12 protein-coding genes are annotated in these 11,396 nt (G+C 41.3%); 7 read left to right on the top strand and 5 right to left on the bottom strand.

Annotated elements, in window-relative coordinates:
* Positions 1 to 72: 72 nt before the first annotated feature.
* Positions 73 to 783: an LmeA family phospholipid-binding protein gene (locus AACX33_RS10295; protein ID WP_193997368.1), complete on the bottom strand. Its 711-nt coding sequence runs from the start codon at positions 781 to 783 to the stop codon at positions 73 to 75.
* 156 nt (positions 784 to 939) lie between these two features.
* On the opposite strand from AACX33_RS10295, the gene AACX33_RS10290 reads away from it, so the two are divergent.
* A complete protein-coding gene (locus AACX33_RS10290) occupies positions 940 to 1,749 on the top strand; it encodes a pseudouridine synthase (protein ID WP_193997369.1) in 810 nt (269 codons plus the stop codon).
* Positions 1,730 to 2,560, top strand: a complete 831-nt coding sequence (locus tag AACX33_RS10285; RefSeq protein ID WP_193997370.1) for a helix-turn-helix domain-containing protein — start codon at positions 1,730 to 1,732, stop codon at positions 2,558 to 2,560. Before AACX33_RS10290 ends, AACX33_RS10285 begins: the two co-directional genes overlap by 20 nt.
* A 135-nt stretch (positions 2,561 to 2,695) precedes the next feature.
* Here the strand turns inward: AACX33_RS10285 and malQ are convergent, their stop codons facing one another.
* Positions 2,696 to 4,204, bottom strand: a complete 1,509-nt coding sequence (gene malQ / locus AACX33_RS10280) for a 4-alpha-glucanotransferase (RefSeq protein ID WP_193997371.1) — start codon at positions 4,202 to 4,204, stop codon at positions 2,696 to 2,698.
* A 209-nt stretch (positions 4,205 to 4,413) separates the two neighbouring features.
* On the opposite strand from malQ, the gene AACX33_RS10275 reads away from it, so the two are divergent.
* From AACX33_RS10275 to AACX33_RS10265, 3 genes are all read left to right on the top strand, one after another.
* Positions 4,414 to 4,851 (top strand): NUDIX domain-containing protein, encoded by a 438-nt coding sequence (locus tag AACX33_RS10275; protein WP_193997372.1) that lies wholly within the window; start codon positions 4,414 to 4,416, stop codon positions 4,849 to 4,851.
* An 82-nt stretch (positions 4,852 to 4,933) separates the two neighbouring features.
* Complete coding sequence (locus AACX33_RS10270; RefSeq protein ID WP_193997373.1) at positions 4,934 to 6,298, top strand: Rid family detoxifying hydrolase; 1,365 nt, start codon at positions 4,934 to 4,936, stop codon at positions 6,296 to 6,298.
* Between the two features lie 100 nt (positions 6,299 to 6,398).
* Positions 6,399 to 7,538: a Rid family detoxifying hydrolase gene (locus tag AACX33_RS10265; protein WP_193997544.1), complete on the top strand. Its 1,140-nt coding sequence runs from the start codon at positions 6,399 to 6,401 to the stop codon at positions 7,536 to 7,538.
* Here AACX33_RS10265 and AACX33_RS10260 read toward each other — a convergent pair.
* Genes AACX33_RS10260 through AACX33_RS10250 form a run of 3 tightly spaced genes read right to left on the bottom strand, consistent with a single transcriptional unit; the run spans position 7,535 to position 8,700 of the window.
* Positions 7,535 to 7,714, bottom strand: a complete 180-nt coding sequence (locus tag AACX33_RS10260; protein WP_193997374.1) for a hypothetical protein — start codon at positions 7,712 to 7,714, stop codon at positions 7,535 to 7,537. The two genes, AACX33_RS10265 and AACX33_RS10260, sit on opposite strands and share 4 nt — an antisense overlap.
* 27 nt (positions 7,715 to 7,741) lie before the next feature.
* Positions 7,742 to 8,380 carry a (2Fe-2S) ferredoxin domain-containing protein gene (locus AACX33_RS10255; RefSeq protein ID WP_193997375.1) on the bottom strand — a complete coding sequence of 213 codons (639 nt, stop codon included), beginning with the start codon at positions 8,378 to 8,380 and terminating at the stop codon, positions 7,742 to 7,744.
* 56 nt (positions 8,381 to 8,436) lie between these two features.
* A complete protein-coding gene (locus AACX33_RS10250) occupies positions 8,437 to 8,700 on the bottom strand; it encodes an Asr1405/Asl0597 family protein (protein WP_193997376.1) in 264 nt (87 codons plus the stop codon).
* 826 nt (positions 8,701 to 9,526) lie between these two features.
* Between AACX33_RS10250 and AACX33_RS10245 the strand changes: the two genes are divergently transcribed.
* Both AACX33_RS10245 and AACX33_RS26490 read left to right on the top strand, forming a co-directional pair.
* Positions 9,527 to 10,081 carry a Dps family protein gene (locus tag AACX33_RS10245; protein ID WP_193997377.1) on the top strand — a complete coding sequence of 185 codons (555 nt, stop codon included), beginning with the start codon at positions 9,527 to 9,529 and terminating at the stop codon, positions 10,079 to 10,081.
* 1,126 nt (positions 10,082 to 11,207) lie between these two features.
* A complete protein-coding gene (locus AACX33_RS26490) occupies positions 11,208 to 11,345 on the top strand; it encodes a plasmid mobilization protein (RefSeq protein WP_416209808.1) in 138 nt (45 codons plus the stop codon).
* Positions 11,346 to 11,396: the final 51 nt, after the last annotated feature.

Genomic DNA, 11,396 nt, shown 5'->3' with positions numbered 1-11,396 from the left:
GAGAAGAAGAGTGCTATTTATTTTGTTTCAAACTCCCCCCCGCTCCCTGCGCCCCGCTCCCCTGCCTCTTCTTTAAGGATTGACGTTAATTCTTCCTTGGCATACCAGCTTACCAGGGATCAAACTGAGTTCTTGAATATCAACATCTGAGCCAAGATCCAGATTGTAACTATGCTCATCTTCTAAAAGTGGGACATCATTTTGAATGACTTGGATCTTTTCTAGCTTCAACTCATGACCGCTGATTAAGTCTAATTTAAAATAAATTTCCAGAGGTGTGGGTTCGCTGGCTGGTGATAGAATGGACTTAAGTATAATTTCATTATTACCAATTACTATTTTTTGCCAAGAGATTGCAGATTTTAAAGAGTTTTCTGGTAAGATTTTAAACAACACATCATTTAAAGCGGTAGATAATAGTTCAGATGATAGAGAAGTATTGAGATCCTTTTCCTCTATGAGGAGATTACCAATTACTGGTACTATTTCTAATAGTCTTAGTTGTTGCCCCTTGAGTATTGAGCCGATATTCACCTGAATATTTTCTGCTACGAGTTGAATTCGGGTAATATGAAGGCCTTGATACACGGCATCACTGGCAATAATAGATACCCAAGGAATAAAACCTGAGAGAAGTTGGCGATCGCTCGCTTTAATCTCGACTTCTAACTGCGATACTTCGCTAACTTGTGATTTCAACCAAAGCTTGAGCGCTGCTGTCAGTACCTTTGTAATTATGCGGATTTTGTGTGAATTTTTAGTTGGGGAATTTTTATCAGGCATTTCACCACTCTATTGATGGGTATTTGCTCAACCACTAACGGAACTGAAATCAGCTTTAAATGTAACATTGATGACTGCTCAACACAAAGCATAAATATTATGATTATTATCTAAAAACTGCAAACCATACATCAGACCATACACAGTAATTCCAACATGGAGGCACGGTTACAAAAAATTCTAGCCCAAAGGGGTATTGCCTCACGTCGCGAAGCTGAAGAAATGATTCGGCGATCGCGTGTGCGGATAAATGGGGTATTGGCACATTTAGGTCAAAAAGTTGACCCAGAACGAGACAACATTTCAGTTGATGGTAAGCTAGTTTCGTTTCAGCAGCGGCCGCCCTTAATATATTTATTGCTACACAAGCCAGCAGGGGTAGTTTCCACTTGCTACGACCCTCAAGGAAGAAAAACAGTTTTGGATTTACTCCCCCAAGAATTAAGCAAAGGTTCAGGTTTACACCCAGTTGGTCGTTTAGATGCAGAATCTACAGGAGCATTAATTCTGACCAACGATGGCGACCTGACATTTGGACTCACCCACCCCAGCCACCGTATTCCTAAGACTTATCAGGTTTTAGTCAAGGGACATCCTGACGCAGCAGTTCTAGAAATGTGGCGTAAAGGTGTAGTCTTGGATGGGAGAAAAACACATCCCGCAAAAGTGCGGCTAATAGAAATTTTGGCAAAAAATAGCCATTTAGAAATAGTTTTGAAAGAGGGAAGAAATCGACAAATTCGCCGTGTAGCCCAACAGTTAGGATATCCAGTAATTAGGCTGCATCGTACTTCCATCGGTTCAATTCAATTACAAATGCCAAAATTACCCTTTCTAGCTGAGGGTAACTATCGTTTTCTTCAAGATGCTGAAATTATCTGTTTGAAAGAGTTTATTAAGCATCTACCAATTAAAGTTCAGCTGAGGTCAGGAGCGCAAAAAAAGCATGAAATGGCTAAAAAATAAACAGGACAAACTTTCATTAAAACAACAACAAGCGAAAAAATTGGCAGAACTGGGCGATCGCCTGTGCGCTTCTCGTCAAGAACAAGCTTTATCACTAGAACAAATGGTAGTTCTGACCAAAATTCCTCAGAAGTTATTACAAGCCATTGAACAAGGTCAATTAGATGATCTGCCAGAACCAGTTTATCTGAAGGGTTTAATCAGGCAATTTGCTGATGCATTAGATTTTAATGGCGTGGATTTTGCCAGTAGTTTTCCTCTCGGTGATCAACCAATAAATTCACGGATAACCAAGAAAAAACACTCAAAGAGTGTACTACGTCCTCTGCAAACGCAGTCCATGACTCCACTCCGTCCTGTTCATCTTTACTTCCTTTATATTTTTGTCATTGTATGTTCTGTAAGTAGCTTATCTCATGTACTGAATAATAATGGTCTGAGCGACAGCAATCAACAGCTAGGGCTAGAAACTGTGTTAAAACCAGACCCAAATAACTTAAATTCTCCAGCATCAACCAAGTTACAACCTGTTAGCGATAACTATTATTCCAGTAATAACAGTCAGTCAGTACAGATTGGTGTCACCTTGAAAGCATCATCCTGGATTCGTGTAGTTGCTGATGGAAAAACCGAGTTTGAAGGTGTTCTCCCCAAAGGAACTCAGCGCACATGGAAAGCCCAAGACGAAGTAACGGTGAAAACTGATAATGCGGGTAGTGTGTTCATGAGTGTCAATCAGGAACAAGCGCAGCTGATGGGAGAACCGGGAAAAGAGAGAGAGATTAAGATAGGTGCTAAACCTAGACCTTGAGGAGGACAGAGGAATGTACCCCACCTCAAACCCCTCCCAGCCAGCCCAGAGTGGAGAGAAAGCCGCGTTTTTGGGGAGTTCCGGGCTTAATTAAGTGATCAAACGGAGTTGATTAACATCACTCCTTGCTTGTTGCTATTTACCCTGCGGTGCGCGTCCATAGAGTTGGGTGAGATTTTTCAGGCGATCGCCTAATTCCGATGTTAAAATTGACGGCTGATAACGCCAATCCCAGTTACCCTCAGCAGTACTAGGAAAATTCATCCGCGCCTCGGTTCCCAAACCTAAAATATCTTGCAAAGGAATAATTGCTTGATTGGCGATCGAACTCAAAGCTAGTCGAATCACATCCCAGTGGATACCTTCCGGAGTGATACAACCTAAATAAAGTAGTAAATTGCGCTTTTCCCAATCATTAGCTTGATTGAACCAGCCTACAGTTGTGTCATTATCGTGAGTTCCCGTATAAACTACAGCATTACGTGTGTAGTTGAAAGGTAAAAATGGATTACCGGGATCAGAACCAAAAGCAAACTGCAAAACCTTCATACCGGGAAATTCATACTTGTCCCGCAATGCTTCTACTTCTGGGGTAATCACCCCCAAATCTTCCGCTAAAACGGGTAAAGTACCCAATTTATTCTTAATCGCATCAAATAACTCATCTCCTGGAGCCTTCATCCACACTCCATTCATAGCTGTTTCTTCTCCTCGTTCCACAGCCCAGTAAGCTTCAAAGCCCCGGAAATGGTCAATGCGAATTACATCTATATAATCCAGCATTGCTTCAAAGCGACCCAGCCACCACTTAAAGTCTTGTTTTTGTAATTCTTCCCAGTTATAAACCGGATTTCCCCATAATTGACCAGTTTCACTAAAGTAATCTGGTGGAACTCCCGCCATTAAAGCCGGTTCTCTAGTCTCTTCATCTAGACAAAAGATATTCGAGTGCGCCCACACATCAGCGCTATCTTGGGCTACATAGATAGGAATATCGCCAATAATGTAAATCCCACTCATGTTCGCATAGGATTTGAGTTCGGACCACTGGCGGAAAAATTCAAATTGGACAAACTTATAATAAAAAATTTCAGCGGTTAATTTTTCCCTAGCTTCATCCATTGCGGCTGATTCACGCTTGACAAGTTCCGCCTCCCAAGTATGCCAACTGGTATTATTATGAGCATCTTTCAGCGCCATAAATAAAGCGTAATCATCGAGCCAATAGGCTTTGCTGTCACAAAAACCGGCAAATGCGGTTTTTTGTAAAGGTGTTGCTTTAACTTGAAAATTTTCGCAAGCTTTTTTGAGGAATGCAGTCTTGATTGAGTTTACTTGGTCGTAATCTACCTGAGAGTCGTTAAATCCTGGTAAATTAGCAAAGTCTTCTTCAGCTAGTAAACCTTGCTCTTGCAGTTTTTCTGGGCTGATGAGCATGGGGTTTCCCGCCATTGCTGAATATGCAGCATAGGGAGAATTACCGTATCCAGTCGGACCTAAAGGTAATACTTGCCAATATTGCTGGTAACTTTCTCTGAGAAAATCAATAAATTTATAGGCTTCTAAGCCTAAATCTCCAATACCAAATCGACTGGGAAAAGATGTAGGATGCAGCAAAATACCACTGGATCTAGGAAAAGGCATATTTAACTTCAAATATAGAAACAAGCGATCCCATAGAATCTATCATGCTCAGGTCAGCATTGAAAGCTGTCGCCAGATGGAAGTATATGGCGAATTGAGGCAGATTTTCCCCAATGACCAATGACTAATGACCGAAATTTAAAATTTTCACCCCCCTAGATTTATCTGTGGAGTCAATCCCAAATCCCAAATCTAAAATCTAAAATTGTATGACTTATAGAAATCCTGCACCGACGGTGGATATCATCATTGAGTTGGTGGATCGACCACATCGACCGATAGTGTTAATTGAGCGTCACAATTCACCTTTGGGTTGGGCTATTCCTGGTGGTTTTGTGGATTATGGTGAGGCTGTGGAAGTGGCGGCGCGGCGGGAAGCTGAGGAAGAAACGGGTTTGCAGGTGGAGTTAATTGAACAGTTTTTGGTCTATTCTGACCCTAAGCGCGATCGCCGTCAGCATACTATCAGTATTGTGTTTTTGGCAACAGCATCGGGTGAACCAATGGCGGGTGATGATGCTAAGAATGTCGGGGTTTTTGAGTCTTGGCGTGTGCCGAGTAATTTATGTTTTGACCACGATCGCATTCTGCGGGATTATTGGCAATATCGGCATTATGGGCTGCGTCCGAGGTTGGGTTTTGATTGACGAACCGCCAAGTCGCCAAGTACGCCAAGAAAAGAGATAATTTCTGCGATTATACTGGGTTGGTGGTATTTTAGGGTGCGTTATGGATGCTGAGGAATTGTTGGAGAAATATGCACAAGGTCATCGGGACTTTAAGAGTGCAAATTTAAGAGGAGTAGACCTCAAAGGTGCTGATTTAAGTGGAATAGACCTAAATGGTGCTGACCTAATGGGTGCTGATTTAAATGAAGTTAACCTCAGCAAAGCAAATCTTCAAGGCACAAACCTCACTAGAGCATCTTTGACGGGTGCAAATTTAAGTTGTTTGCAGGAAAGTGCTTCTGCAAATTTCAGTTGGGCAGATTTGAGTGGTACTGACTTGAGTCAGGCGAAGCTGGGTAGTACAAACTTTAGTAGTGCCAACCTTGATAGTGCCAACTTAAGTGGAGCAAATCTAAGTGGCGCAAACTTTAGTAGTGCCAACCTGGATACTGCTAACTTAAGCGGAGCAAATCTCACTGGAGTTAAATTTATTAATGCCAACTTGGATAATACTAATTTGAGTGATGCTACGGTACAATCAGCAAACTTAACTGAAGCATCTTTTAAAAACGCAAACTTTGTTAGAGCGAAACTTACGGGTTCTAATTTTAGTGGTGCTAATTTGCTTGGGGCTGATTTCAGTCAAGCAATCCTAATAAACGTCACGCTCAAAAATGCCAATTTACAGCTAACCAAGATTCGGGGCGTTAATTTATGCAACGCCGATTTGTCTGGGATGAATCTGGCTGAGGCTGATTTACGTGCTGCTAACCTTAATGGCGTAAATTTCAAAAAAGCCTATCTTCAAGGAATAAACTTAGATAAAGCAGAGTTGCAAAAAGTAGATTTGACGAAAGCGAATCTGAATGGAGCCAGCCTCAGAAAGGTAGACTTAACTGGAGCAAATATCTATGGAGCCAGCTTTAAAAATGCTGACCTCACGGGTGCGATAATGCCTGATGGGGAAGTTTACCAGCCGACAACCTCTGAAGGGGAAATTGGTCAGGCGGAAACATTATTAGAAAAAGTGATATTTATGACTCGTGAAGTAATTCGCACAGATAACGCACCAGCTCCAGTGGGACCATATAATCAAGCGATCGCTGCTTCGGGTAAAATGATCTTCGTAGCTGGTCAAATTGCCATTGACCCCCGCCTCGGTGATGTCGTCTACACGGATGACGTGAAAAAGCAAACAGAGCAAGTAATGGCTAATCTGGAAGCTATTCTGACTGCATCTGGTGCTAGCTTTGCCGATGTGGTCAAAACCACAGTATTTTTAGCTGATATGAATGATTTTGCCGCAGTGAATGCGGTTTATGCTCTATCTTTTCCCGAAGAAACCGCTCCAGCGCGTGCTTGTGTGCAGGTGTCACGTCTGCCAAAGAATGTTTTAGTAGAAATTGATTGTATTGCAGTCATCTGAAAATTTGGTTTTGATTAACGAACCGCCAAGTCGCCAAGTACGCCAAGAGAATAGAGAATTTCTGCGATTATACTGGGTTGGTGGTATTTTAGGGTGCTTTATGGATACTAATGAATTGTTGGAACAATACGCACAAGGTCAACGGGACTTTAATAGTGCAAAATTAAGCAGTGTAGACCTCAAAGGTGCTGATTTAAATGATGTTAACCTGAGCAAAGCAAATCTTCAACAAGCAAATCTCACTAGAGCATCTTTGACAGGTGCAAATTTAAGTTCTTTGCAGAACGGTTATAATGCAAATTTCAGCTGGGCAGATTTGAGTGGTACTGACTTGAGTCATGCGAACGTGAGTAGCGCAAACTTTCGTCATGCCAATCTTGATAGTGCCAAATTCAGTCAAACAAATCTAAATAGCGCAAACCTAACTAATGCATCCTTGAAAAATGCAATTCTTGTAAGAGCAGACCTCACAAGTGCTAATTTGAGTGGAGCTAACCTGGCTGGGGCTGATTTGAGTCAAGCAACTCTAAAGAGTGCGACGCTCAAGAATACGGATTTCCAGCGAACCAAGATTCGAGGTGTTGACTTATCTCAAGCAAGTTTGTTTGGTGTAAATATGGCTAACGCGGATTTAGAAAGAGCCTGTTTGTCAGATGCAAATTTAATGATGGCAAACTTTGATGGTGCAAATCTAAAAAAGGTGAATTTAACTGGAGCAAATATTTACGGTGCTACCTTCAAAAATGCAGACCTCACTGGTGCAATAATGCCTAATGGGGAAGTTTACCAGCCGACAACCTCTGAGGGGGAAATTGGTAAACAAAATACATTATTAGAAAAAGTGATATTTATGGCTCGTCAAGTAATTCGTACAGATAACGCACCGGCTCCAGTTGGACCATATAATCAAGCGATCGCTGCTTCTGGTCAAATGATCTTCGTAGCTGGTCAAATTGCCATTGACCCCCGTCTCGGTGATGTCGTCTACACGGATGACGTGAAAAAGCAAACCGAGCAGGTAATGGCTAATATGGAAGCTATTCTGACTGCATCTGGTGCTAGCTTTGCCGATGTAGTCAAAACAACAGTATTTTTAGCTGATATGAATGATTTTGCCGCAGTCAATGCGGTTTATGCTCAATCTTTTCCGGAAGAAACCGCCCCAGCGCGTGCTTGTGTGCAGGTGTCACGTCTGCCCAAGAATGTTTTAGTAGAAATAGATTGCATAGCCGTTATCTAAAAACACTCTTGCTCCCCTCCTCGCTTGCGGGGAGGGGTTGGGGGTGGGGTTTCTGGGTTTCCGCGTTGAGCGATCGCCTTGAGAAAAATTATCAAATTTAGGCGATGGGCAAAGCCCCGCCAAAGGCGATCGCACATCAGAAAAAACACTAAATAAATACTTATTAAATTTCTCAATAAAAAATCACAAATTTACCAGCAGATTCAGCCAAAATTGCTATGGCGTATAACTGGCGGCTCTTCTTTGCTATCCTCGGCAAAGTGCTTGTCCATAATTTTAGGAACTTGTGTAGATGGAATGCGACTATAGCGGGTTTTGTCTGGCATCACTATATTAGGCCCAGCCTTGCAGTTCTTCATACAGCCAGTACCTTTAATAGTTACTTTATCTTCCAAACCGCGATGACTTAAAGCCGCCTCCAATGCTTGACAAACTGCTTTACCACCACGTTTCATGCAATCAGACTTTTGACACACCAAAATTGTGTCTTTATTTTTACCTGATTTGTCCTTAGCGGTTTTCATTGCTGGGGGTTCCTGTATTGGGGTAACAGTTGCGACTTTCCCTATCTCAGGACGTGCTGCCATCACACGCTCGGCTTTTAATGTCACCTTATCCTTTTTTATATCATGCTTCTTGTAGCCCACAACTTGTAACCAAGTCCCTGGCGCTAAACGCAAATCAAAAGCCATGCGTAAATGTTTAGCGAGTTTAACATAGCATTCACCATCGGCAGTGCCTAATAACAAACCTTTGACCTTGTAGCCATCTTTAATTACAAAATCGACAAACCTTCCTTCCAGGCAAAATTCTGAGATATCTGTACTATAGGATGCATTCATTTTTCTTAACCTCCTGTTAACTAACTGAGTCTGAATATCTGTTATACGTCAAAACTTCAAAACTTTCGGTAGCGGCCTTTCCAACAGTGTTCAAGATTCCCAATCAACTCTTGACGAGGTGCTGTTAATTGCTGCATTACAGACCACAATTGAACAACTGTTAAAGGGTTGTTAATCTCCACCCGCAATGGCTGGTTAGCCTCACACCAACAGGGAATATCTAACTCCTGTAAGCGTTGATAGACTTGCCATCGGTCAGCCCAGTCCACCCCTACCCCGACGACAAAATTTTTCTCGATTTCTGAACTTAACGATTTCAAGCGACTAGCCCTCAACGTGCGACTAAATTGCAGTAACTAAATTGTTTTGACCCCCTAATTCCGAGAATCTTTGGGAGTACTACCTCTTTAAACCAGCATACCTTAAGTGCAAACAATTCTCAGTTACATAAATAAAAAATATCAAAACTTTGTCATAATTTCCGGTTATGAATCTGAAATTCGGGAGGAGGGAGTAGGCTTCGCCGAAGGTCTGAACGGCTATAGCCAGTGTGGAAAGTGTCAAAACACAAGGTAGATTCTTCCCCAATACCCCCAAATGGATGAAAAATACCTTTTTTGCTCATGCAGAACAGAAAAGTTTGGGGATTTGAAGTTTAAAGGTTTTGATGAAGCGGATCTCAGTTTTGCAAATTCCGGCTCCCTCTCCTTAGTAACTACGGTGTACACACAAGTCTTATCAAGTTGCCTAACAGCGTTTCGATCCCCCCTAACCCCCCTTGAGAAGGGGGGAATTGGAATTAAAGTCCCCCTTTTTAAGGGGGATTTAGGGGGATCAGATCACTTGTGTGTACACGATAGCTCCTTAGTAAGGAGAGGGTTGGGGTGAGGTTTTATCAAGCTCACACAAAAAGTCAGATGCTGGCATTTTGATGTTTATAAAATAGTTTCAAATTATTCTCATTAGGAAAAATAAAACATTACATAATGGGGCTGAAATTATCTTACTTAAGAGGAATAATTGCTATTTTAGAGACAGAAAAATTTAATTTATTAGATATTAATTAAGCTTGCTTTTATTTTTTAAATGTTAAGATGTAAAAGATAAGCAGTTAAATGTCACTACTGTTAAAAACCGAGGAGAACCATGTCTGATACACAAACCTTATTACAAAACTTTGGTCAGGTTTATGACAATCCTGTATTGCTAGATCGCAGTGTAACCGCTCCAGTTACTGAAGGTTTTAACGTTGTATTAGCGAGCTTTCAAGCACTATTCTTGCAATATCAAAAGCATCATTTTGTAGTGGAAGGTGCAGAATTTTACTCACTGCATGAGTTCTTTAGCGACCACTACGAGCAAGTACAAGATCATATCCATGAAATTGGCGAGCGGTTAAACGGACTGGGTGGTGTACCAGCTGCTAGTTTCAGCAAGTTAGCAGAATTAACCTGTTTTGAACAAGAACCCGATGGCGTATATTCTTGTCGCCAAATGGTAGAAAATGACTTAGCCGCAGAACAAGCCATCCTCAACGTTATTCGTCGTCAAGCTTCTCAGGCTGAAAGTTTAGGCGACCGGGGTACACGCTATCTCTACGAGCAAATTCTGTTAAAAACTGAAGAAAGAGCTTACCACTTAGCGCACTTCCTCGCTAAAGATAGCTTAACTTTAGGATTTGTCCAACCTGCTCAAAATTAGTCCGTTGATAATTCCAGGTTAGTGAAGTCTACACTGAGGAAAGAGTTGGCAGACTTAAACCTTAAAAAAATCTAAAAATGGCAGGGGTATGTGATTACTCTCTGCCATTTTTAATGTCAACTCGTTTTCTGATGAGAATATACCAAATTAGCTTGTGTAAGTAGGCTTAGTTTTTGTAGACTCAGGTCTTGGTTACTGTGGGGAAAGCAAGCACAGTCTTAGCTAAACTTGGTATAAATAAAAAGACACATGAAAAACATTATCTAGGTAAGCAATAAACATGAGAAAATATTGTCAATGAGCTATTCAGAAAATATTTCTATTAAGTTAAGATGTAGAAATTAAACTGTCAGTAAAATTTTGATGCGAAAAGAATTAATTATTTGATTATATAGTTAGTTTTAATTACAAATATTTGCTAATAAACAGCATATAGTTACTGAGAATTAATCAAAATTGTTTATACAATAAATTACAATCCAAAAGATACCCGACTTCTTCAAGAAGTCGGGTATCTGAGCCTCTCAGTTGAGGGAATGAGGTAAACCGAAGAAATCAGCAGAGGTGGGCTAATTATTCGCCTGTTATAGCAACCGCCAAGGTTGTTAGGACATGGCAAAAGCCTAAAATCCAGTCACAGCGAGTCTTTCACTTTTGACTTTAGCTATACCTTTCCCGCTCAGTCGGGATGGCGATATCTACAACGGGCTGCGCCGACGCTTATAGCACTGATACACTGTGACACTCCCCGCGATAAATCGACGGGGATTCTTAGTTCATCGACGTGCCTTAAAATTGTCTATCCTTGCGGCAATACTTAAACCTGATACCCGTTCAATAGAACCAAGTATCTAGTCTAATTTAAACAACTCCAGTGGGCTTCATCTCCCTAAGCGTTGGAGAATAATTCTCCAGTTCCGGTATGCCCTACCGTACTTTAATTCAATTAATAGTTTGATTTACTGGATTGAATGCTCATTGGCATCCTGGCTTTTTTTATCGTGGTATTTCGCTACCCACTATCCATTGTTTTTTCCTAGCCAGTCGTTTTGGGGTTGGTTATCCATTTGTGCTAGCGGTTATTCTACCTGTGGCATAATTACATTGTACCCTCAAATGTTCGTGTATGTCTAGGGAGAAATCAATTAAGGTTAGGCTATCTCAGTATGAGCTTCAGCAGTTAAAACAAGAGGCTGAAAAACAAGGGGTAGGAATGTCTGATATTCTCAGGAAGTGTATAGCTCAATTCCCAAAGCCGTCGTAGAACGACGGGGCTTTAAACCCAACTTTTCGGTAATTACGGCAGTTTCCCTGA

Origin of the sequence: Nodularia sp. LEGE 04288, assembly GCF_963896525.1 — a bacterium.
In the GTDB taxonomy this organism is placed as follows: Bacteria; Cyanobacteriota; Cyanobacteriia; order Cyanobacteriales; family Nostocaceae; genus Nodularia.
This window is presented reverse-complemented; position numbering and strand designations above follow the sequence as displayed.

Bases quoted from the DNA above. Each gene is read 5' to 3' on its own strand.
- AACX33_RS10295 (WP_193997368.1), bottom strand. From the start codon at position 783: ATGCCTGATAAAAATTCCCCAACTAAAAATTCACACAAAATCCGCATA.
- AACX33_RS26490 (WP_416209808.1), top strand. From the start codon at position 11,208: ATGTCTAGGGAGAAATCAATTAAGGTTAGGCTATCTCAGTATGAGCTT.
- malQ (WP_193997371.1), bottom strand. From the start codon at position 4,204: ATGCCTTTTCCTAGATCCAGTGGTATTTTGCTGCATCCTACATCTTTT.
- AACX33_RS10285 (WP_193997370.1), top strand. From the start codon at position 1,730: ATGAAATGGCTAAAAAATAAACAGGACAAACTTTCATTAAAACAACAA.
- AACX33_RS10275 (WP_193997372.1), top strand. From the start codon at position 4,414: ATGACTTATAGAAATCCTGCACCGACGGTGGATATCATCATTGAGTTG.
- AACX33_RS10270 (WP_193997373.1), top strand. From the start codon at position 4,934: ATGGATGCTGAGGAATTGTTGGAGAAATATGCACAAGGTCATCGGGAC.
- AACX33_RS10245 (WP_193997377.1), top strand. From the start codon at position 9,527: ATGTCTGATACACAAACCTTATTACAAAACTTTGGTCAGGTTTATGAC.
- AACX33_RS10290 (WP_193997369.1), top strand. From the start codon at position 940: ATGGAGGCACGGTTACAAAAAATTCTAGCCCAAAGGGGTATTGCCTCA.
- AACX33_RS10265 (WP_193997544.1), top strand. From the start codon at position 6,399: ATGGATACTAATGAATTGTTGGAACAATACGCACAAGGTCAACGGGAC.
- AACX33_RS10255 (WP_193997375.1), bottom strand. From the start codon at position 8,380: ATGAATGCATCCTATAGTACAGATATCTCAGAATTTTGCCTGGAAGGA.